This window comes from Tropicibacter oceani (genome assembly GCF_029958925.1).
Lineage (GTDB): Bacteria > Pseudomonadota > Alphaproteobacteria > Rhodobacterales > Rhodobacteraceae > Pacificoceanicola > Pacificoceanicola oceani.
Map to the genome: position 1 here is coordinate 339644 of NZ_CP124616.1, position 21399 is coordinate 361042.

16 protein-coding genes are annotated in these 21399 nt (G+C 63.1%); 5 read left to right on the forward strand and 11 right to left on the reverse strand.

Annotation, left to right across the window (positions count from 1 at the left end; all coding sequences use genetic code 11):
* Window positions 1-108 precede the first annotated feature (108 nt).
* Genes QF118_RS01720 through QF118_RS01765 form a run of 10 tightly spaced genes read right to left on the reverse strand, consistent with a single transcriptional unit; the run spans window position 109 to window position 13619 of the window.
* Window positions 109-669: an NUDIX hydrolase gene (locus tag QF118_RS01720; protein WP_282300913.1), complete on the reverse strand. Its 561-nt coding sequence runs from the start codon at window positions 667-669 to the stop codon at window positions 109-111.
* Window positions 670-716: 47 nt separating this feature from the next.
* Window positions 717-1733 carry an alginate lyase family protein gene (locus tag QF118_RS01725; protein ID WP_282300914.1) on the reverse strand — a complete coding sequence of 339 codons (1017 nt, stop codon included), beginning with the start codon at window positions 1731-1733 and terminating at the stop codon, window positions 717-719.
* Between the two features lie 7 nt (window positions 1734-1740).
* Window positions 1741-4491: a tetratricopeptide repeat protein gene (locus QF118_RS01730; RefSeq protein WP_282300915.1), complete on the reverse strand. Its 2751-nt coding sequence runs from the start codon at window positions 4489-4491 to the stop codon at window positions 1741-1743.
* Window positions 4491-5807: an alginate O-acetyltransferase AlgX-related protein gene (locus QF118_RS01735; RefSeq protein WP_282300916.1), complete on the reverse strand. Its 1317-nt coding sequence runs from the start codon at window positions 5805-5807 to the stop codon at window positions 4491-4493. Before QF118_RS01735 ends, QF118_RS01730 begins: the two co-directional genes overlap by 1 nt.
* A 35-nt stretch (window positions 5808-5842) precedes the next feature.
* Complete coding sequence (locus QF118_RS01740) at window positions 5843-6595, reverse strand: hypothetical protein (protein ID WP_282300917.1); 753 nt, start codon at window positions 6593-6595, stop codon at window positions 5843-5845.
* The gene (locus QF118_RS01745) at window positions 6592-8142 is read right to left on the reverse strand and encodes a NosD domain-containing protein (RefSeq protein ID WP_282300919.1); all 1551 of its coding nucleotides are present in this window, start codon (window positions 8140-8142) and stop codon (window positions 6592-6594) included. The genes QF118_RS01740 and QF118_RS01745 overlap by 4 nt, the downstream gene beginning before the upstream one ends.
* 4 nt (window positions 8143-8146) lie before the next feature.
* Window positions 8147-9571, reverse strand: a complete 1425-nt coding sequence (locus tag QF118_RS01750; RefSeq protein ID WP_282300920.1) for a mannose-1-phosphate guanylyltransferase — start codon at window positions 9569-9571, stop codon at window positions 8147-8149.
* Window positions 9572-9594: 23 nt separating this feature from the next.
* Window positions 9595-10788 carry a hypothetical protein gene (locus QF118_RS01755; RefSeq protein ID WP_282300921.1) on the reverse strand — a complete coding sequence of 398 codons (1194 nt, stop codon included), beginning with the start codon at window positions 10786-10788 and terminating at the stop codon, window positions 9595-9597.
* Window positions 10789-10807: 19 nt separating this feature from the next.
* Window positions 10808-12283, reverse strand: a complete 1476-nt coding sequence (locus tag QF118_RS01760) for a glycosyltransferase (protein ID WP_282302387.1) — start codon at window positions 12281-12283, stop codon at window positions 10808-10810.
* Window positions 12284-12299: 16 nt separating this feature from the next.
* The gene (locus QF118_RS01765; RefSeq protein ID WP_282300923.1) at window positions 12300-13619 is read right to left on the reverse strand and encodes a nucleotide sugar dehydrogenase; all 1320 of its coding nucleotides are present in this window, start codon (window positions 13617-13619) and stop codon (window positions 12300-12302) included.
* Window positions 13620-13963: 344 nt separating this feature from the next.
* Between QF118_RS01765 and QF118_RS01770 the strand changes: the two genes are divergently transcribed.
* Entirely contained in the window at window positions 13964-14893 is a 930-nt protein-coding gene (locus QF118_RS01770) for a heparin lyase I family protein (protein WP_282300925.1), read from the forward strand.
* Window positions 14894-14918: 25 nt separating this feature from the next.
* Here the strand turns inward: QF118_RS01770 and QF118_RS01775 are convergent, their stop codons facing one another.
* On the reverse strand, window positions 14919-15104 hold the full coding sequence (locus tag QF118_RS01775) for a hypothetical protein (protein WP_282300926.1): 186 nt from the start codon (window positions 15102-15104) through the stop codon (window positions 14919-14921).
* A 622-nt stretch (window positions 15105-15726) separates the two neighbouring features.
* Here QF118_RS01775 and rimP point away from each other — a divergent pair.
* The 4 genes from rimP to infB are packed head-to-tail and all read left to right on the forward strand — an operon-like array spanning window position 15727 to window position 21036.
* Window positions 15727-16293, forward strand: coding sequence for a ribosome maturation factor RimP (gene rimP / locus QF118_RS01780; RefSeq protein ID WP_282300927.1), 567 nt, complete (start codon window positions 15727-15729; stop codon window positions 16291-16293).
* Between the two features lie 5 nt (window positions 16294-16298).
* The gene (gene nusA / locus QF118_RS01785; protein ID WP_282300928.1) at window positions 16299-17906 is read left to right on the forward strand and encodes a transcription termination factor NusA; all 1608 of its coding nucleotides are present in this window, start codon (window positions 16299-16301) and stop codon (window positions 17904-17906) included.
* A 7-nt stretch (window positions 17907-17913) separates the two neighbouring features.
* Complete coding sequence (locus QF118_RS01790; RefSeq protein ID WP_282300929.1) at window positions 17914-18549, forward strand: RNA-binding protein; 636 nt, start codon at window positions 17914-17916, stop codon at window positions 18547-18549.
* Between the two features lie 9 nt (window positions 18550-18558).
* On the forward strand, window positions 18559-21036 hold the full coding sequence (gene infB, locus QF118_RS01795; protein WP_282302388.1) for a translation initiation factor IF-2: 2478 nt from the start codon (window positions 18559-18561) through the stop codon (window positions 21034-21036).
* Window positions 21037-21399 lie beyond the last annotated feature (363 nt).

Sequence of the window (21399 nt, forward strand, 5' to 3'; positions counted from 1 at the left end):
GTTTGCCTTAGTGCAACATCAGTGCGTTTTCCAGCACTCGCTGATGGTGCAGGCTGCGCAAATCGTCGCGGTTGTATGCAATGGGATACCGAAAATCCAGTGTAGATTTCAGACCGGCGGCATCTTGCCTTGCGCCATGGCCAGCCGGGCAAAGGCCCAGGCGGCGGCGCCGTGGGTGATGGCGAAATCGCCGGACCACAGGGCACGGTCCAGCGCCTCGGGGCTGTGCAGTTCTTCGCGCATGTCTTCAAGATCGTTGTTGTCCGGCGCCTGTACCTTGCGGCAGCCGGTCGCCAGGAAATAGCTGCCCTGACACCCCAGCTGGTTGCCATTGTCCACGTAATCCCCCAGCGCCAGCCAATGCGCCGCCTGGTACCCGGTTTCTTCCAGCATCTCGCGCGCGGCGGCCTGTTGCGGAACCTCGCCGGTATCAATGAAACCGCCGGGAAAGTTCAGGCAGACGCGGCCGGGGCCATGTTTGTATTGCCGCGTCGTCAGAACGCGGCCGTCATCAAGGAACGGAACCACGATGGCAAAGGGGCGCAGATGGATCTGGTAGAAATCGTCAATCTGGCGCCCGTCCGGCAGGGCAATCCGCTGCCGCGATACGCGCAGATAGGGCGGCGCCTCGAACACGGTTTCCTTTTTCAACACTTTCCAATGGTCCATGTTGTCCCCATCCATGCCAAGCCCACGCCCGGTCTAGGCGCGACAGCCTAGGGTTTCCAGAGCAGAGTCTGGTTGCCCCCCAGCTTTGAAAAGGACAGGGGCCGGCGTTTGCTGGCCAGGTTCTCGATCGCGGGATCGGAATTCAGCACCAGGTAGGCCTCGAGCCAAGCCAGCTGGAAATCCTCAAGACGGGCGGTGCCGTCAAAAAAACTTTGGGTCTGACCGGTGATCTGCCGGGTCCTGTCGCCGCTGTCCAGATCGGACAGGGCAAAGGCAACGGCGCGGTCCAGCGCCCCGTCGCACCGATCCATCAAGGACACCCCCTGCCGTTCCAGCATCAGGACCGAGGTGACCAGCGGGGACAGCGCGTGCAACTGGTAGTGCAGCGCGTATTTTCCGCGCGTCATCTCCTGGGGCAGGCTGCCATCGGGGTTGGCCAGGCACAGGACATAGGCGGTGGACCAGGTGGACCACCCGCGCAAGACGACATCGCCGGTCAGGTCTGCGGTGGCGGCCCCCGCCAGCCCGGCCCAGGCCCGCAGGTTGCCCGAGGCAGCGCCCGGCGGCGCGACCTCCCAGAACAGCATCTGTTCGTTCATGCGACGCGTCAGCCAGCCGCGAATGTCGTCCAGCCCGGCGTAATCGGTGGTATGCGGCATGGCCTTGCCGGCGATGATCGCAAAGCTGGCAAGCCGCGCGCCGATCGTCAGCTGGGTCGTTTCCGACCCCTGGTCCGAAAGCGCATCGGCCCGCGCCCATTGCGCGATCTGACCGATCAGGCAATTGGCCGCCTCGCGGCGGTCCTCGGCGGGCTGTTCCAGCATGCTGCCCAGCTTGACCGAAAGATCACGGATGAAATCGTCCAGCGGTTTCAGGGCGGCCTCGGCCTCGGCCTCGGTTTCTGGGTTCACGGTGGCACGGGCCTCGTCGCTGCCCTGGTAGCGGCTGTCGAAGGACAGGCCAAGAACGGGCTCTGGCGCTGCGGGGCACCCCCCCTCCTGGGCAAGACCCATCTGCGCGGCGACGACAAGCCCGGCGGTCAACAATGGCAATCTGGCGGACATGATATCCTTAGGGTTCAACAGTGGCACCGATCAGCCGCGCAAGATCGGCGGCCCGTGGGTTGCTGGCGGATTGGGCGCGGCGCAGCCAGTCAAGGGCCGCCTTGGCATCGCGCGGCGCGCCAAGACCAAGGCCCAGCGCAAAGCCCAGCTCGACCATGGCCTCATCATGCCCGCCCTCGGCGGCCATTTGCAACCAGTGCAGGGCGCGGCCCAGATCGGCGGGGGCCTTGGCCCGGTCGCGCAGCAGCATGCCATAGTCATAGCTGGCCTGTGTGTCCCCAGCCTCGGCGGCCTTGCGATAGATGTCGTCCATGTCGCGCGCCGCACTGGCCGCCTGCCTGACCGGTTCGGGCGCGGTACGATAGCGGTGCAACAGCGGCAACAAGGCCTGCCCTTCGGCGCGGTCCAGCAGGGCCACCAGCCGTTCGGCAGCCAGCGCCGGATCATAGGACGGCAGGTCGGGGTTGGCCGTCAGGTCGAACAGGCGCAGATCGGCGGCCGGGTCACCATCTGCCCGGGTGCGGGCGACCACCTCTTGCGGGGTCGGCGCGCGGCCCTTGTCAAAGTATGCCATCTGTTCATTCGTCAGGCGCAGTCTGGACAACAGGTGGCCGCCTTCGAAATGCAGAGTGATCCGCCGCCAGTGATGGCTGAGGGTCGGATCAAAGCGCAGGGCATAGGCATCGCTGAGTTCGTCGGCGTCCTTGTTGCCGCAATTCATCAGCGACACGGCGCGGTCGATGTAATCGTCCGCCTTGTCCTGGGACACAAAGGGGATGGCGAACATCAGGGCAAGGAAATCGCCCCTGTCTTCGATCACATCCTTGAATTCCTCATAGACGCGGGCAGCGCTGGCCATAAAGGCCGCCGGGCCGGTGTTTTCGGCCATCACGCGCGATTTCAACCGGATCGAGGCGCCCTCGCCGCGCATGCCGGCCATGGTCAGCAGGTGCAGGATTTCCTTGGCAATCTCGGGGTCGCGGGCGGAATCCTCGAGCAAGGCGACGGACAGGTCCAGCGCCGAGGTCACGCCGTTGTTCAGATAGACCCGGCGAAAGAACTCCAGCGCCAGATCCCATTCGGCGGGCGATTGCGCCAGGTCCAGTTCCATCCGGCCAAAGCTTTCCAACGCCTTGTCCGACCGGCCGATCCGTTCGGACCAAAGGCGCAGCGCCCTGTCCGAGACAAGCGGATTGGACTGCATCCGCTGGCCCATTTCCGCCCGCGCCTGGGTGCGCCCCATCAGGGCATGGGTCTGAAGCCGCGCGATCCGTTCGGGCGACCGGAACGGGCTGAGCGTCAGGGCATCCCCGGCGCTCAGCTCGACCTCGGCGTCATGGGTGGCGCGGTAGTTGGCGGCCCAAAGCTCGGCCTCGGGCAGGCGCGGCGCATCGACGACCTGGCAGCGATACAGCGCGTCCAGCTTTTGCATCGACGAGGCCATGCCAAAGCGCGACACGGTTTCCAGCAACAGGTTTTCCGCCCGGTTCAGGCGCCTGGGATCGTCGCGATAGCGGACCAGCATTTCCGCCAGCATCTGCATGCCGTTTTCATCGCCGCGGCGCACCGCCTCTTCCAGCAGGTCCATTGCCTCGGGCTCGGCCTTCCAGCGGCCGATGCGTTCGATCAATTCCCTGGCCAGATCGGTAAAGACGAAACCAGGCGCTTCGGGCATCAGTGCCTGTTCGCGCAGGTATTGCAGGCGCAGGCTGTCCTTGTTCACCACCAGGCCATTGATCTTGAGACCCAGTTCCAGATGCGGGATCAGGCTGCGCTGCACCCGGCGGCGATCCTGATCGTGGTTAAAGCCAAGGATGCGTTCAAGATCATCCTCGGTGATCGCGCCGCTGGCCAGCAGCAGGCTGGTCTGCCGATCATCGGGGGCAACCCCCAGTTCGCGGGCCCGCGCCAGATAGTGGCGCATTTCCTCGATGTCCTTGCGCGCGCCATCGGCGTTCAGGTGGTATTCGACCACCCGCCAGGCGGCCTCGGCGCCGCCCATGTCGGCGGCAAAGCGGCGCCAGGCCTGCGCGATATCGGCATTGGCGACAACCAGGTCGCCCTTGAGGTATTCCTGCGCGATGCGTTCAGCACGCTGGCAGACACCTGGGTTCAGCTCGCCCAGCATGCCGCCCAGCGCCATGGTCACGGTCAGGTCCATCGGGGCATCCCAGCCCTCCAGCAGCTCACCGCGCAGTTGCAGACGGGCAATCTGGGTCAGGGCGCGGGCATTGCCGCCAAAGGCCGCCTCGCGCAGCATTTCCTGGGCAAAGGCCATGTCGACCGGAACGCCGACGCCGTCTTCGTAATAGCGCGCCAGGGCCAGACGCTGGTTGTTGGTCAATTCCCCGACGCGGGCGCGCAGCTGCGGGATCAGGTTGCGCGCGCGCAGCTCGTCCATCTTGCGGGCCCGCAGGTGCAGGGTGATCCGGGCAAAGGTTTCATCGACCCCGGCAAAGTCAGAATCCAGCCGCGCCTGCCAGCTGATCAGCGCATCGATGAAATCGAACCACCGCGCGGCGTCTTCGCGCTGCAGGCGGCGAATGTCCTGATCAATGAACTGGACGCGCAAAGCGTCGGTCAGCACCAGGTCACCGGTGCCTTGTTCGGTGTTCACCTCGCCCGCGCCCGTGTCCGGCGCGTTGCACAGATCGCGCGGCGCGATGTTGGGGGGCAGGAACTCGATCGGCAGGGGATCGGCCAGGGCGGCCTGCGGCAGCAGCACCGCCGCCACGGCAGCAAGCAGACGTCGGCGCATCACTGGCCCCCCTCGTGTTGGCAGGCAAACAGCCGCGGCGCCGGGCCGGACGGGGCATCCAGGCTGATTTCGACGGAAACCGCGCCTTCGGGCCAAAGCCCGGACATCGGCATATAGAACCGCCCGGTCAAAAGCTGGTCACCCCGGCGAAAGACCGCGCGCGTTCGGTGCAGGCCGGTGGCCTCGTAAAAGCTGAAACGCGCAGTCGCGGCCTCGGCTCCGTCGGTGTCCAGGAACAGGGTATGCGCCTGCTGCGGGTCCAGACGCGACAGATCGGCCCGCAGAACCCCGGCGTTGCGGTCAAAGGCCATCGGCAAGGCAATCGCGCAATCCGGCCCGGCGGCGGCGATCAATTCGCGCATGGGCTGGTCACCATTGGCCCCAAGGTTGAACCAGACCGGATGTTCCCAGACCAGAAAATCCGGGCGGGCGCGGCGAAAGGCCTGGGACGTCAGGTAGGACGAAATCGCCGCAAACGCCCCGCCATCGGGAACACCATACTGCGCGACGCTCAGGCCGCTGTGTTCCTGCAGATGCCCGGCGAAATTCGTGCTCGGCTCGCCTGTCAGCTTGGTCCCGACCAGGACGATCTGCGCCGGGGCGTTTTCTGCGTCGAAGGCCTGGCCCGGGGCGGTGCCGCGCGTCATCACGCTTTGCCGCGTTTCCGGTCGCGGCAGGGGCGAGTGGCAGTGTTCCTGCAAATCGAACCGCATGGCCGAGGGCAGCGTGACAAGCGATCCGTCACCGGTCCTGTAGGCGCTTTCCGGCTGGGACGGCGCGCCGGTGATCACGGCGGCAACCGCGCGGGCCAGCGCCCTTGTGCCGTCGGTCGTCAACCGGCTGTCGACGCCGAAATAGGCCGGCTGCTGCCGCGATGCGCTGGCCAGTGCCGCGCGCGCGTCGACGGCGCGCACACCGGCGGCCGCAAGATGCCCAAGCCCCTGATCATAGACCGTTGCGGCCACGTCCGGATCATAGCCAAGGTCACGCGCCGTGCGCGGCAAGTCCCAAGGCTGACCCAGCGCCTTGGTCGGCATCGGAAGATAGATCAGCGTGGTGCCCTGGGCCTTCAGCGCGCTGGACAGGTCGGCCAGATGCGCGATGTTTTCATCGCTCAGCCCGTGCGCCATCATCAGGTCGGGGTCGATCCGATAGAACATGCCGGCCTCGCCCTCGACGCTGGGCAGGGCATCCGAGGTTTCCAGCCCCGAGCAACCATAGGCCGATGACTGCGCCTGAGCCGGAGCACCAAGGCACAGCACAGCCGCCAGCGCCGCTGCCCAGCCTCTGCCTGTCCTGGTGTTCCTGCCCGTCATAGGTTTGCCCCCGCTCCCCTGTCGTGTTTCGCCTGTCAGCCGTCCGCTGCGTATTTCCTGTCCATCAGTCCCAAAAGGTTCTGCGCCGTGGCCATGACCCCCAGATGGGTCGATTTGCTGGCCTGGTCCAGCAGTTTCCGGGCCTGACGCCGGTCGGCAAGACCAAGGTTGTCCTTTTCCAGCAAGGCCAGCGCCATGCGCAATTCGACCCGCCCGTCGGCGTTTTCCTGGCCTTGCGCAAGGATCCTGTCGCGGGTGGCATCGCTGAGCGCGCCGAACAACCGACCCTTGCCGTTGAATTCCACCACCGCGCTGAGCGCAAGCGTGTTGCCCGCCCAGGCATGCGGATACAGAACCTGGATATACTTGCGCACCCGGTCGCGCGGTTCGGTGTCCGGGTCAAGGCGCTTCATCGCGTCGATCATGTCGGGCAGGGTCCAGACCCGCCCGGCACCGACCGCGATGGCGCTGAAATAGGCCACGTCCGAGTCGGCGGGCGCGACGGGTTCGGCCAGCAGGCGCCTGACCAAAAGCTGCGCGGCCAGGCCATCGTCGCTTTCGGCAAGGCGGCGCAATTGCGTTTCCGTCAATGGCTGGCCGTCATGCATGCGCCTGCGCGCGGCGACCAGATCGGCCGGAAGGCCCTTCATGCTGCGGCGACCGGGGGTGACAGTCACGCTGATCTGGCGCGCCTGCTGATCGTCCGGGAATGGCAGGGGGATGGTCTGCGCCTGCACCGGCATCGCCGTCAGGCACCAGATCACGGCAGCACCAAGAGGACCCTTCATTTCTGCCCCCAATCGCTGCAATCGGGTGCGGCCAGCGACGACGGAACCACGGTTTCCGAGGCACTCATCAGCATCGGCGTCTTGCCATGCAGATCGCGCACGATGGCATGGTTCTGCAAGGTCAGATCGCCGTCGATCAGGCGCGGGAACTGGTTCGAAAAATCATTGCCCGCCAGAAACAGCCGCGCACCGGTGGCCGTGGACAGCCCGGCGCCATTGCCGCGCAGGGTGTTTTGCGAAAGATAGGTGACGGCCTGTCGGGGCTGGGCCGAAACCCATATCCCGGCGCTGCCGCTGCCGCTGATCGTGTTGGCATGAACCTGGGTCGCATCGCTGCTGCGGATGTCGATGCCCTTTTGGCGGCTGTTGAGGATCACGTTGCCACGTACCACGCCGCAGCGGGTTCCCGACAGCTTGATCGCGCCGCCGCTGCGCCGCCAGATGACGTTGCCGCTGACCTCGACGCGGGTACTTTGCCCCTGGACCAGAATGCCTGACCGGTCGCCTTCAAGCAGCACGTTGCCCCGCACCACCGCATCGTCCGAGCCGGCCAGGACGCGCACCGCGTTGGTCGGCCCGTCGCCAAAGAACAGGTTGCCGTGCACCTGCGCGCCCACTGCATTGGCCAGCATCAGGGCGTTGTTGCGCATGTTGTAGAACCGGTTGCCGGTGATCACCGCCGCCTCGCCGCCGGTCATGGCAACGGTCACGAGGTTTTCGAAATGGCTGTCCGCGATCCGGGTGTTTCCGGTCGAGGGCATCAGCGGATGCGAGACGATCGACACCCCCGAAAACTTGGGCGTGTTGCCAAAGCCCAGCCCGTCGAAACTTGCGCCCCGGGCGTTCAGCGAACCGCCACCGGCAATGGTGACAAACGGCACGAAGTCCTTGCTGGTCGGGCTTTCGCCACCAACCGAGAAGACCCGCGCACCGTCCAGTTCGACGCGGCCAAAGCTGATGACAAAGACGCCGTCGGCACGGCTGAGGCCCAGGCGGTCATGCGGGCCCAGCTGCAACAGGGTGTCTTCCCACAAGATCACCGGAACGCGCAGGGTATCGTGCCCCGGCGCCATGTCGGCTTGCAGCCCGGTGTCACGCAGGCTTTGACGGATATGATCCAGCGTCACGACGCCCGAACGAAAGGTCAGCGCGTCGGTCCGGTCACCCGGATGGGCCAGAAGGACGTCCAGGTTGTCCTGACCGCCATGCACCTGCGACAGAACCGCCAGCGCGGTGCGAAAGGTTTCCACGCTGGCCTGCGCGGGCGGGCCCTGCGGCGGTGGCGGCGCGTCGACGGTCCCGGCTGCATCGCGGCCCGCCCGGGGCAGTGCGTCGGTCAGACCGGTCAACCCGGTGCGCAGCAACAACAACTCCAGGGGAAGGCTGCGCGCAGCGGCATCGGACTTCAACAGATCGGACAGCTGGTCCAGCTGCGTCGTCAGCCGGACAAGCGCAGGATCGGGCGCAGCCCGCGCGGGGCCGCTGACCAGAAGGCTGGCGCAGAGCATCATCGCGGCCGCAAGGGCCGGGATCAGTGTCCGCGCCACGCCGCTAGCCATTGCTGACCATCGACATCGTGGGGTGTGCGCCCACTTCCAGCTTTTCCAGGGTCACGAACAGCAGTTCGGCCTTGTCGTCGCCACTGTTGACGATCCGCACGGGGCCATTTTCATCGGCATAGATGCGCCCGCCCTCTGTGGCGATCTTGCTCCAGCCGGGGCCAGAGGCATGGACACTGCCCTGCACCACGATGACCTGACGGTTGCGCGCACCCTGGTCCAGAATGACGGTGCGCCCGACCTCGATCTCGGCGGTGCCCAGCTGGAACTTGTCGGAATCCACCAGCCTGGACAGCTCTTTCTGCTTTTCAAAGGGAACCATGGCGGGTTTGGCTTCGGCATGGACCTCGGTTTCGGTGCGATGGCTGGCCTTGAGCTGTTCGACCACCTTCTTGACGTTCTGAGTTTCGTCCATGCGGGCGACCAAAAGCGCGTCGGGCGTGTCGATCACGATGATGTCGGTCAGGCCGACGATGCTGACAAGGCGGCTGTCGGCGCGCACCATGGTATTCATCGCATCCAGCGCGATCACGTCGCCCTGCAACACGTTGCCGTTCTGATCGCGCGGCGAGATGTTGTACATCGCCAGCCAGCTGCCGACATCGTCCCAGGACACGTCCAGCGTCGCCATGGCGATGCGGTCGGTCTTTTCAAAGACGACGCCTTCGGTCGGCTCGGACGCGGCCTCGGCAAAGTCGACTTCGTTCAGGTACAGCGCTTCGGGCGTGTTCGAGCCGAACTCGACGGAATCCGCCACATAGGCCGCCGTTCTGGGGTCGAACTTGGCGTATTCCTCGATGATCGTGCTGGCCGAAAACATCGACAGACCCGACGCCCAGTAGGCCGATTTGCTGTCGATCAGGGCCTGCGCCTTGTCCGCCGGGGGCTTTTCGACAAAACCGCCGACGCGGCGAATGGTATCGAACCCCTCCATCGGTCCGGCGTCGGTGATGTAACCAAAGCCGGTTTCGGCATAGCGCGGCGCGATCCCGAAGGTGATGATGTGACCGGCCTTTGCCGCCGGGATGCAGGCCTCGATGGTCTTGTTCAGCGGGCCTTCGATGATGTGATCGGCAGGCACCACGACAAAGATCGCGTCCGGATCCTTGCGCGAAATGGCATGGGCGGCGGCCAGAACGGCCGGCCCGGTGTTGCGCCCCATGGGTTCGCAGATGATCTGCGCCCCGGACTGGATTTCGCGCAGCTGTTTGACCACGGTGCCGCGATGCGTGACGCCGGTGACGATGACAGGGTCCTGATAGATCCCGCCCCGGTGCCGCTGAACGGCCACCTGGAAAAACGTCGAGGACTCAGGACCGCTGATCTTTTGGAACTGCTTGGGGCTTTGAGTCCGTGACAGGGGCCACAGTCGGGTGCCTTTGCCGCCGCAGATGATCAGTGGGTAGATCGTGGTCATGGCTGGTGCCTCTCGTTTCATTCTCAAAGCCCGAACAGGCTTTTCGACAACCGCAACCTTGCGGATTTGCCGACGTCCTCCATTGTCAAAGCACCTTCCTCTGCCACAAGCTCGACGGGCACAAAGAGATCGCCGCGCATGCTTGCCGCGGTGGTCGCTTCGCTGGGGATGACCGTGACGGGAATGCTGCGCCCGTCGTTCAGATCCATGGTGACCATGTCTCCGTTCATCGCCCGATTGAGCCCTTCTATGCTCATCAGAGTCTGTGCTCTGACTTCAGAAGTATTAACGAAAATTGTCAGAATTAAGTCTGTTTGAAGAACAGTTGCGCCCTCGGAAACGCCTTGTGAAACAACGGCTTCGCAATCGCAGGGCATCTTGAAGTTCAGCACGTCGCCGGTGTTGGCGTTAATCGCGTAAAGCACTTCGTTCTTTGCCGCCGAGGGGTTGAGATAGGAAATCTGGCCCGCCGCGGTGGCGCGCATCTTTTGCCCGGCCCGTTCGACGAAAACCGGGTGCATTTCATAGGCCGTGGTATAGCGCTTGAGCACGACAAAGGCCGCCATCAGGATCAACAGCCCGGACACCGCCGCAACCGAGATCGACCGCACGCGATCCAGCACCGACTGCTTGCCCGCCTCGCCCTTGGGCTTTTTCGGTTCGACCGGGCCGGTATAGCTGACCATGCCGTCGATGGTGACGAAATCACCGGCGATGAAACTGTTCAGGATATAGCGCAGCTGCGGCAGGTGATCGCCCGTCGGGTTGGCGAACTGGAACAGGCTGCGGCCATCGCCGGCCTCTTCCAGGACTGTCACCTCGGGGTGCAGGGTAACCGAGAAATTCTCGAAGGCGATGTGCAGGACAGCGATGTGCCGCGACCCGACGCCAAGCGGGCTGCCTTCGTCCGCCTCGGCGCGGATCTGCATCAGCGACAGGCTTTCGCCGGTATAGCGCTGGCCCTGCACCGTCAGGCTGAAGGGCAGCTTCAGCAGCGGATGTTCATCGTCATAGCCAAAGTCCGGCGGCAGTTTCTGCTGCGCCGGGGCGGTCTGACCGCTTTGGTCGGCGCCTGCTGTGACAGATCCGATGTCATACAGAATGCTGACGCTGGGCTGCACGAATCCCTGACCGGCATCGGGCTGCGGTGCGCCAACCGGTTCACCGATCTGTTCGGGATCGGTGGAAGGATCGGGTCTGAAGATGTCGTTTGCCATCTGGATTACCTCGCCATGCCTATTCGAACGTGTTCAGAAACATGATGGCTATGGTCAGCCATGACAGGGCAAGCGCGTGATGGGCAAAGGATTCCCATGCCTTCACACGGTCGTACAAGGCCATGACCTTGCCCGAACCGCCGCTGCCTTGCCGCGTCCATTTCTGTTTATCGAGGCGGAAAAGAACAAAAGTTTTGATGATAGCGCCCGCAATCTGACCGAAATAAAGGATCGGAGGATGCGTCACCGGGAACCACTGCCCGTTGAAAAGCGCGATGATGATGCAGAACATGTAACGCGTGACCATGACCCAGGCGATGTACAGCGGGATCACGGTCGGCGACACGGTCACGGCGGCCACCAGGACGGAAATCGGTCCGACAAGAGTGGTCCACATGGAAACCCGCTGATCGAGGATCGACCACCAGGTGAAAAAGCCGATCTTGCGCGGGCTTTCGCGCAGCGCGCGGCCATTGGTGCGCATCATGTTGCCGAACCAGCGCACCATAAGCGTCTTGGCGCTGTCATAAAATGTCGGGCGCGGCTGGCCTTCGGCCGACTGGCTTTGGACGTCCGGCATATAGGCCATCTGATAGCCATTGCGCAGCAGCCAGTACCAGGTCGATTTATCGTCGCCAGTCAGAAAGTTCACGCGGCCCAGACGCCAGTGATCCAGATAGTCGAAACCGACGCCCTTGATGAAACCGGGGTTGGTCGCCAGGGTGGCGCGAAACACCGACATGCGGCCGGTCAGGGTCAGCACCCGATTGCCCAGCCCCATCGAACACATCATCACCTGACGCTGGTTGAACCGCAGGGTGAACCAGTCCTTGAACAGGTTTTCCTTGTCGATGATCGCGGCTTCGTCCGTGGTCAGCGCGCCCATGCGCGGATCGGAAAAGAATGGCGCGGCCTGCGCCCAGATATCGCGCGGCACAACCGTGTCGCCATCGACAAAGACCATGATATCGTCTTTGGTCGGTGCCTTGTCAGCCAGAATGCGCAACGCTTTATCCATGGCGTCGCGTTTGCCCGAAGATTTGATGCGGTCGATGATCAATTCAACATTGGACATGTCGAACTTGGACGTCTCGTACAACTGGCGGATCAAACGTACGTCCTTGCCATCCACCGCCGACACGACAATTGTTGCCCCGTCGCGGGCATTGGCTGCGGCTTCAAACAGGCGGCGATAGACCATGATGGTCACTTCGACATCGACCATGTAGGTCGTCACCATGAAATAGCAGTGCGATTTGACCTTGCTGGCCCAGAAACGGCGATTGTGCCGCCGCTTCCAGACCGGATAGGCGATCCGGCGAAAATAGATGGCCCGTGCAAAGTTGGTCAGCGCCCAGCTATAGCGCCACATCCCCAGAAAGCCGACGATGAACACCGCGTTGGACGCGCTGTGCAACTCCCCCAGGAACCCCTGGGGGATCACGGCCACCAAAAGGTAGATGACCGAGAAGTAGGCAAGATGGGAAAGGACCATTGTCACCGGCATCACCTTACCAGCAGATACCTTCGTAACCGTCGCCGCTGACCAGATCACGGTGCAGGCGGGTCAGATCGACCACCGGGCGCGTCTTGGCCGCGGCCTTCAGCTTGTCCACGGTTTCGTTGTAGTAGTTGCCCACCAGAACCGCGCCGCTGTCGTTGATCAGCTTGTCCAGGTCACCGACCAGACGGCCTTGCAGGTTCGGCACACTTTCGTTGCCCCGCCCGGCGCCGGGGGTGCCACTGTCATAGGCTTCCTTGACGAAGGGGTCGTAGATGTCCACCTCGATGCCCTTGCCGATCAGGCGCGCGGCCAGCGACACCAGCGGGCTTTCGCGCAGGTCGTCGGTGCCGGGCTTGAAGCTGATGCCGACAAAGCCGACGCGCTTGGCGCCGCTTTTCTCGACCATCTTTTCAGCCTTGGCGATCTGAGCCTCGTTGGCCTCCAGCACGGCGTTCAGCAGATGCGACGGCGTGTCGTTCTGGGCGGCCAGATGGCGCAGCGCGCGCACGTCCTTGGGCAGGCAGGACCCGCCAAAGGCAAAGCCGGGGCGCATGAAATAGGGCGACATGGCCGCCTTTTTGTCGCTGCACAGGATTTCCATCACGGTCTGGCCGTCGATCCCGCAGGACTTGGCGATATTGCCGATCTCGTTGGCAAAGGTCACCTTGACCGCGCGCCAGGTGTTGCTGGTGTATTTCACCATCTCGGCGGTGCGGATATCGACCTTGTTCACCGGGCAAGGCATGTCTTTGTTCAGGTGGGCCAGGATCTCGCCGGTCTTGTCATCCATGAAACCAAAGACCACCAGGCCGGGGTCATAGCTGTCGGCGATTGCCGTGCTTTCGCGCAGGAATTCGGGGTAGTAGCCCACGCCGAAATCCTTGCCCGCCACCTTGCCCGAGGTCTGTTCCAGAACCGGGATGCAGGCGGTTTCGGTGCTGCCCGGCACGATGGTCGAGCGGATGACAACCGAATGATAGGCGTCCTTGTCCGCCAGCGCCTTGCCGATGGTTTCGCAAACGCTGGTGACGTAATTCAGCCCGACCGACCCATCCGGCGCCGACGGAGTGCCGACACAGACAAAGGACAGGTCGCTTTCGTGAATTGCCTTCGCAAAGTCGATGGTTGCGCGCAGCTTGCCGCTGGCCACCATTTCGCGGACGAGATCATCAATCCCTTCCTCGACGATGGGGGACATGCCCGCGTTGATTGCGTCGATTTTACCCTGGTCTACATCAACCGCGATTACGTCGTGACCGTCCTGCGCAAGACACGCAGCCGATACCACACCGACGTAACCAATGCCAAAGACACTGATCCTAGCCATGTTTTCTGCCTCATTGTGTTAACACCGTCTTTTGCAGTGCTTTTTTATTGGGGCCAGTATGAGGCTGATCCTGAATGCAGCAAGGAAACCGGGTCACAGCCGTTAACTTTTTGGCGATTGTGGTTAAGTGGCTACAGTCCCCAAAGGCTTACCAAGCGGAAGGCTCGAACACCGGACCAGACCACAAAGCCATAAATATCACTTATTTTCATATGGTTAGCCAACCTATACCCCATCACGCCCGCAACCACGCCACCCACAACAAGTCGCTGATTGCACCATATATCGTGGCCCCCTATAGTTTGGCGGCAGGATATGGACGAATGGACACAAAGGGGCGGGCAATGCGCAAGGCAAAGCAGGTTGTCCTGTCTTTCACGCTGTTTCTGGCGGGGTGCCTGCCGGTGATCCCGGGGCTTGCACCCGATGCCGGCGACCTGACGACGCCTGCGCGTGGCTACGAACGGTTCTTCAGCCCCGCCCCTCACAACTTTCGCTATGCCGTTGCCGACGATGGCGCGCCGGTGCGTTACGGCGCGCGGGCCGAGCGATATGAGCTGCGCACCGGCGATTGCGGTGGCAGCGATTGCGGCAACGCCCGCTATCGCGCCGAGATCCGCATGACGGATGATAGCAACCCCGCCAAGATCGGCGAAGACATCTGGTATGGTTGGAGCTTTTACAACTCCAGCGTGCCGGGCTTTTTCCGGGACGAGTCGCTGCGGCTGGTGTTCGGGCAATGGACCATGGGCGGCGATGCCAACCCCGCGATCCGGCTGATCCAGCTGGGCGAAGGCGAAGGGAACTGGGACAGCTGCCGCCGCGCCATCTGCGCCGGTCCGGAACGCGCCACAGGCGACGTGGTGATACAGCTCGAGGACCTGCGCCGCACCTTCAACTGGGGCGACGGCGAAAACCAGGGGTATGTCTGTCGCCTGTTCGACATGCAGGACAATACCCGCAGCTGGGTCGATCTGGTCATGCAGACGAACTTTTCCCAAGGCACCGATGGCTATCTGCGGGTCTGGGTCAATGGCGCGCTGAAATGCGACTACAGCGGTCCGATCGTTTCCCCCAAAAGCCTGTTCGAAGGCGACACCCCCGGCCATCGGCGCGGCGTGTTTTCCAGCTATACGACGCGCTGGGATGACACGCACGGCAGACGGCCCAAGCCAACGCTGGTCGTCTATTATGATGAGTTTCGCGTCGGCAAATCGCGCGCGGATGTGGACACCCGCTGGCGCATCGCGGCGGGCGAACCCGCCGTCGATTAGGGGCCATCACCCGGCCCCAAGACCGTCACAGGTTCGCGATGGTGACCGAGGTCCCGTCAGGATAGCGCAGGACAAGCCCGCTGGTGTCGCAATGCACATCGGCCTTGCCGGCAAAGCGTCCTGCCTTCGGGACGATCTTCATCACCGTATCTTCGGCCATGTCGATGACGGAATGACTGGACTTCGCGATCTTGTGGATCTCGGTTCTCATAGGGGCAGCTCCTGGTTCAGGGCGATCGAATGGATATTGCGGGCAAACCCTTGCCCGAATGCTAACGTCGGCTGTGCAGATCAGCCTTCGTCAAAAATCCTTGCCAGAACCACGCGGTCCACAGCGGCAAGTGCAATCATGGCAAGAAGAAACACCATCGTTTCGCTCCGTTTCTTTTTGCCCCCAAACCCTGATCCGAGCAATAACATTCAAGGCGGGAATGTGGCGAAAAATGCGAATTGGGGCCGAAATTAGGCGTTTTTCGGTCATTTTTGTTGAAGGCCTCGCGACAACCGGAACGCCCACCGAAAACTGTTTCCGCTTTGCCCCGGGGCGCCGGCCCTGCTGATCCGAATCATGGTTAAAATGGGGCGCGCCACGCTGAAACCCCGGGATCAGACTGGCGGGTGGCCGCCGTTTGGATGCTGCCAGCGGCCCGCCCTGCGGCCCCTGCCGGTGAATCTTCTTGCACTATAGGGGCAAGCCGCCTATATCCCCCTCAACAGCGCGGCGCTGGGGTCCAAACCTACCGCCCACCGGAGACGCATCAACGGGCCGCTGGCCCGTTTTTTCGTTCTGGGACCAAGTACAGAATTCACCCGTGCCCGAAAGGCATATCCGCATGACCGACCTGATCGCCAAAACCGCCATCGACAAACGCCTGGCCGAGATCCTGACCCCAGTGATCGAGGACATGGGCTTTGAGCTGGTGCGCCTGCGTCTGATGGGGGGCAACACGCCCACCCTGCAGATCATGGCCGAACGCCCCGAGGGCGGTATCGAAGTCGACGAGTGCGCCCAGATCAGCACGGCCGTCAGCGCAACGCTGGACGTCCAGGACCCGATTTCGGACGCCTACACGCTGGAGGTCTCCAGCCCCGGCATCGACCGTCCGCTGACCCGCCTGAAAGATTTCGAGACCTTCGAAGGCTACGAGGCGAAACTGGAAACCGCCGACCTGATCGACGGGCGCAAACGCTTTCGCGGCGTTCTGGCCGGCGTCGAGAATGACGAAGTGCTGATCAACATTGAAGAAGGCACCGTTGGCCTGAACTATGAATGGCTTGTCGAGGCAAAGCTGATCATGACCGACGAGTTGATCAAGGAAATGCTGCGCGCCCGCAAGGCCGCCCCCGTTGACGAATCCCAATTCGATGAGATCGAGGCCGAAGGGCCCCAGGAGGAGTAAGACAGATGGCAATCACCTCTGCCAACCAGCTTGAGCTTTTGCAGACCGCCGAGGCCGTCGCACGCGAAAAGATGATCGACCCCGGTCTGGTCGTCGAAGCGATGGAAGAATCGCTCGCCCGGGCGGCCAAGTCCCGCTACGGCGCCGAGATGGACATTCGTGTCAGCATCGACCGCCGCACCGGCAAGGCGACCTTTACCCGCGTCCGCACCGTGGTCGAAGACGAAGAGTTCGAGAATTACCAGGCCGAATTCACTGTCGAGCAGGCCAAGCAGTACATGGCCGATCCCAAGGTCGGTGACACCTTTGTCGAAGAAGTCCCGCCGGTGGAACTGGGCCGCATCGCCGCCCAAAGCGCCAAGCAGGTGATCCTGCAAAAGGTCCGCGAAGCCGAGCGTGACCGCCAGTTCGAGGAATTCAAGGACCGCGCAGGCACCATCATCAACGGTGTGGTCAAGCGCGAGGAATACGGCAACGTCATCGTCGACGTGGGCCGCGGCGAAGGTATCCTGCGCCGCAACGAAAAGATCGGCCGCGAAAGCTATCGCCCCGGCGACCGCATCCGCTGCTACATCAAGGACGTGCGCCGCGAGACGCGTGGCCCGCAGATCTTCCTGTCGCGGACCGACCCGCAGTTCATGGCCGAGCTGTTCAAGATGGAAGTGCCGGAAATCTATGACGGCATCATCGAGATCAAGGCCGTCGCCCGTGACCCCGGTTCGCGCGCCAAGATCGGCGTCATTTCCTATGACAGCGGCATCGACCCGGTCGGCGCCTGCGTCGGCATGCGCGGCAGCCGTGTTCAGGCCGTGGTGAACGAACTGCAGGGCGAAAAGATCGACATCATCCCGTGGAACGAAGACATGCCGACCTTCCTGGTCAACGCGCTTCAGCCCGCCGAGGTGTCCAAGGTGGTTCTGGACGAAGACGCAGAGCGTATCGAAGTCGTGGTCCCGGACGAGCAGCTTTCGCTGGCCATCGGCCGCCGCGGTCAGAACGTGCGCCTGGCGTCCCAGCTGACCGGTCTTGATATCGACATCATGACCGAGGAAGAGGAATCCAAGCGTCGTCAGGCCGAATTCGAAGTCCGGACCAAGCTGTTCATGGACACGCTGGACCTGGATGAATTCTTTGCCCAGCTGCTGGTCTCGGAAGGGTTCACCAACCTCGAAGAGGTCGCCTATGTCGAGGTCGACGAACTGCTGGTCATCGACGGTGTCGACGAAGACACCGCAAACGAGCTGCAGACCCGCGCCCGCGAATACCTGGAAGAGCAGGCCCGCAAGGCACTGGAAGCGGCCCGCGAACTGGGCGCCGAGGACAGCCTGATCAACTTCGAAGGCCTGACCCCCCAGATGGTCGAGGCCCTGGCCAAGGACGGCGTCAAGACGCTGGAAGACTTTGCCACCTGCGCCGACTGGGAACTGGCCGGCGGCTGGACCTCGGTCAATGGTCAGCGGGTCAAGGACGACGGGTTGCTGGAACCCTATGACGTCTCGTTGGACGAAGCGCAGACCATGGTCATGACCGCGCGCGTCCTGCTGGGCTGGGTCGATCCGACCGAGCTTGAGGCAGAGGAAGACGGCGAAGAAACTGAAGAGAGCGAGGCATAAGCCGGACATGAGCCGCGGTGGACACATCAAAGACCGTGAGGACGGTCCGGAACGCAAATGCATCGCCACCGGCGAGGCACAGCCGAAATCCGGCCTGATCCGCTTTGTTGTTGGCCCCGATGCGCAGATCGTGCCGGATCTTGCTGGAAAACTGCCGGGACGCGGCATATATGTTGCGTCCCAGCGCGACGCCCTGGAAAAGGCGTCGAAAAAGGGGCTGTTCGCCCGCGCCGCCAAGCAACCGGTCACCGTGCCGGACGATCTGCCCGATCTGATCGAGAAGATGCTGGCCAAACGGCTGATCGACCTGATCAGCCTTGCGCGCAAATCGGGCGGGGCGGTCGCTGGGTACGAAAAGGTCAAGGACTGGCTGTCCAAAGAGGTAGCCCGCGTCCTTATTCAGGCCGAAGACGGATCAAGCCGTGGCAAGTCGAAACTGAGCACGCCCTATGGCGGCACATACATCGGTTGGCTGACGGCGGATGAGCTGGGAATGGCCTTCGGGCGACAATCTGTGATACATGCAGCGCTTGGCGCTGGCGGTCTTGCGCCGCGTGTTGTAGAGGAAGCCCAAAGATTGAAGGGTGTACGCGTCGGAACGTCTGACGCGGATCGCGCTGGCAGGGGCCAGCGGAAAGGATGAATGAGCTTCATGAGCGATGACGACGGTAAGAAAACATTGGGTTTGCGCGGAGGCGCCCGCTCGGGGAACGTGAAGCAAAGCTTCAGCCACGGACGGACCAAGAACGTCGTGGTGGAAACCAAGCGCAAGCGAGTCGTGGTGCCCAAGCCGGGTGCCGGCGGCGGTGCTGGCGCGGCTGGCGGATCGGTCGGCGGATCGGGTGCAAAGCGCCCGGCCGGCATCTCTGATGCGGAAATGGAACGCCGCCTTAAGGCCTTGCAGGCCGCCAAGGCACGCGAGGTAGAGGAAACCGCTCAGCGCGAGGCCGAAGAAAAGGCCCGCACCGAAGAGCGTGACCGCCTGCGCGCGGAAAAGGAACAAAAAGAGCGCGAACAGCGCGAAGCGGAAGAGCGCGCCAAGGCCAAGGCCGAGGAAGAAGAGCGCAAGGCCCGCAAGGCGGCCGAGGCCGCCAAGGCTGCTGCTGCGCCCGCTCCGTCCCCGGACGAACAGCAGCGCGCCCGCAGCGCCCCCAAGGAAAAAGAGGCCCCGCGCCGGGCTGCGCCCGAGCGTGAAGACCGCAACCGCGGCAAGGCCCGCGACGATGGCGGCCGCCGTGCCGGCAAGCTGACGCTGAACCAGGCCCTTGGTGGCGAAGGCGGTCGTCAGAAATCCATGGCCGCGATGAAGCGCAAGCAAGAGCGCGCGCGTCAAAAGGCCATGGGCGGTGCCCAGGCCCGCGAAAAGGTTGTGCGTGACGTTCAGCTGCCCGAGGCGATCACGGTGGCCGAACTGGCCAACCGTATGGCCGAACGGGTCGGCGACGTGATCAAGTCGCTGATGAGCAGCGGCATCATGGCAACGCAGAACCAGACGATCGACGCGGATACCGCCGAGCTGATCATCGAGGAATTCGGCCACAAGATGACCCGCGTTTCCGACGCGGACGTCGAAGACGTGATCAACGAAGTCGTCGATGCGCCCGAAGATCTTCAGGGTCGCCCCCCGGTCATCACGATCATGGGCCACGTCGACCACGGCAAGACCTCGCTGCTGGATGCGATTCGCGATGCCAAGGTAACCGCAGGCGAAGCCGGCGGGATCACCCAGCATATCGGCGCCTACCAGGTGACGACGGACAGCGGCTCGCTGCTGACCTTCCTGGACACTCCGGGCCACGCCGCCTTTACCTCGATGCGGTCCCGCGGGGCCCAGGTGACGGATATCGTGGTGCTTGTGGTTGCGGCGGATGACGCCGTGATGCCGCAGACCGTCGAGGCGATCAACCACGCCAAGGCGGCCAAGGTCCCGATGATTGTCGCGATCAACAAGGTCGACAAACCCAGCGCCAACCCGACCAAGGTGCGCACCGACCTGCTGCAACACGAAGTTGTCGTGGAACAGATGTCCGGTGACGTTCAGGACGTCGAGGTTTCGGCCGTGACCGGTCAGGGCCTTGATGAACTGCTCGAAGCCATCGCGCTTCAGGCGGAAATCCTGGAACTGAAGGCCAACCCCGATCGTGCCGCCCAGGGCGCCGTGATCGAGGCCCAGCTGGATGTCGGCCGCGGCCCCGTGGCCACGGTTCTGGTTCAGAACGGCACCCTGCGTCAGGGCGACATCTTTGTTGTCGGCGAGCAGTACGGCAAGGTCCGTGCGCTGATCAACGACAAGGGCGAGCGCGTCGCCGAAGCCGGTCCTTCGGTTCCGGTCGAGGTTCTGGGTCTGAACGGCACCCCCGAAGCGGGCGACGTGCTGAACGTGACCGCGACCGAAGCGCAGGCCCGCGAGATCGCGGAATACCGTGCCAATGTTGCCAAGGAAAAGCGCGCTGCCGCAGGCGCCGCGACGACCCTGGAACAGCTGATGCAGAAGGCCAAGGAAGACGAGAACATTTCCGAGCTTCCCATCCTGGTCAAGGCAGACGTGCAAGGTTCGGCCGAAGCCATCGTTCAGGCGCTGGAAAAGGTCGGCAACGACGAGGTGCGCGTACGCGTGCTGCACTCGGGCGTGGGCGCGATCACCGAAACCGACGTTGGCCTTGCCGAAGCGTCCGGTTGCCCGGTCATCGGCTTCAACGTGCGTGCCAATGCCTCGGCCCGTAACACGGCCAACCAGAAGGGTGTCGAAATCCGCTATTACAGCGTGATCTATGACCTTGTGGACGACGTGAAGGCAGCGGCCTCGGGCCTGCTGTCCGCCGAAATCCGCGAGAACTTCATCGGCTATGCGAACATCAAAGAGGTGTTCAAGGTCACTGGCGTCGGCAAGGTTGCTGGCTGTCTGGTCACCGAAGGCGTCGCCCGCCGGTCCGCCGGTGTGCGTCTGCTGCGCGACAACGTGGTGATCCACGAAGGCACGCTGAAGACGCTCAAGCGCTTCAAGGACGAAGTGTCCGAAGTGCAGTCCGGTCAGGAATGCGGCATGGCCTTCGAGAATTACGACGATATCCGCCCCGGCGATGTCATCGAGATTTTCGAGCGCGAGGAAATCGAGCGTACGCTCGACTGACCTTGGCCCGCACTGGAACAACAAAAAGGCGCCCTGCGGGGCGCCTTTTTACGTTTTACGGTGACGATCCGAACCAGGCAGCAGCGCCACAGGGTTCAGGAAACCGGTGACCCTGTATAGATGCGGTCGCCGACGCGCACCGAGATGCGCCCATCCGGAAGGGTCTTTTCCAAAAGACCCTGCACGGAAACGCAGCTTCCCAGTATGATTGTTCGCAGCATGCCATGAACTCCCCAATGTCAATGACAAGTGAAAAGGTAGGCCGGAAAGGTTAATTAATCCAGAAAAAGCGACTAAAAATGCGCCTGTTTCCCCCGGTTATTTTGACGCAAGGCGAAAGATATTGGGGAATCTGCGCAACTT

Bases quoted from the DNA above. Each gene is read 5' to 3' on its own strand.
- QF118_RS01770 (WP_282300925.1), top strand. From the start codon at position 13,964: ATGCGCAAGGCAAAGCAGGTTGTCCTGTCTTTCACGCTGTTTCTGGCG.
- QF118_RS01760 (WP_282302387.1), bottom strand. From the start codon at position 12,283: ATGGTCCTTTCCCATCTTGCCTACTTCTCGGTCATCTACCTTTTGGTG.
- QF118_RS01750 (WP_282300920.1), bottom strand. From the start codon at position 9,571: ATGACCACGATCTACCCACTGATCATCTGCGGCGGCAAAGGCACCCGA.
- QF118_RS01790 (WP_282300929.1), top strand. From the start codon at position 17,914: ATGAGCCGCGGTGGACACATCAAAGACCGTGAGGACGGTCCGGAACGC.
- QF118_RS01765 (WP_282300923.1), bottom strand. From the start codon at position 13,619: ATGGCTAGGATCAGTGTCTTTGGCATTGGTTACGTCGGTGTGGTATCG.
- QF118_RS01740 (WP_282300917.1), bottom strand. From the start codon at position 6,595: ATGAAGGGTCCTCTTGGTGCTGCCGTGATCTGGTGCCTGACGGCGATG.
- QF118_RS01730 (WP_282300915.1), bottom strand. From the start codon at position 4,491: ATGCGCCGACGTCTGCTTGCTGCCGTGGCGGCGGTGCTGCTGCCGCAG.
- QF118_RS01775 (WP_282300926.1), bottom strand. From the start codon at position 15,104: ATGAGAACCGAGATCCACAAGATCGCGAAGTCCAGTCATTCCGTCATC.
- QF118_RS01720 (WP_282300913.1), bottom strand. From the start codon at position 669: ATGGACCATTGGAAAGTGTTGAAAAAGGAAACCGTGTTCGAGGCGCCG.
- nusA (WP_282300928.1), top strand. From the start codon at position 16,299: ATGGCAATCACCTCTGCCAACCAGCTTGAGCTTTTGCAGACCGCCGAG.
- QF118_RS01755 (WP_282300921.1), bottom strand. From the start codon at position 10,788: ATGGCAAACGACATCTTCAGACCCGATCCTTCCACCGATCCCGAACAG.
- QF118_RS01735 (WP_282300916.1), bottom strand. From the start codon at position 5,807: ATGACGGGCAGGAACACCAGGACAGGCAGAGGCTGGGCAGCGGCGCTG.
- infB (WP_282302388.1), top strand. From the start codon at position 18,559: ATGAGCGATGACGACGGTAAGAAAACATTGGGTTTGCGCGGAGGCGCC.
- rimP (WP_282300927.1), top strand. From the start codon at position 15,727: ATGACCGACCTGATCGCCAAAACCGCCATCGACAAACGCCTGGCCGAG.
- QF118_RS01725 (WP_282300914.1), bottom strand. From the start codon at position 1,733: ATGTCCGCCAGATTGCCATTGTTGACCGCCGGGCTTGTCGTCGCCGCG.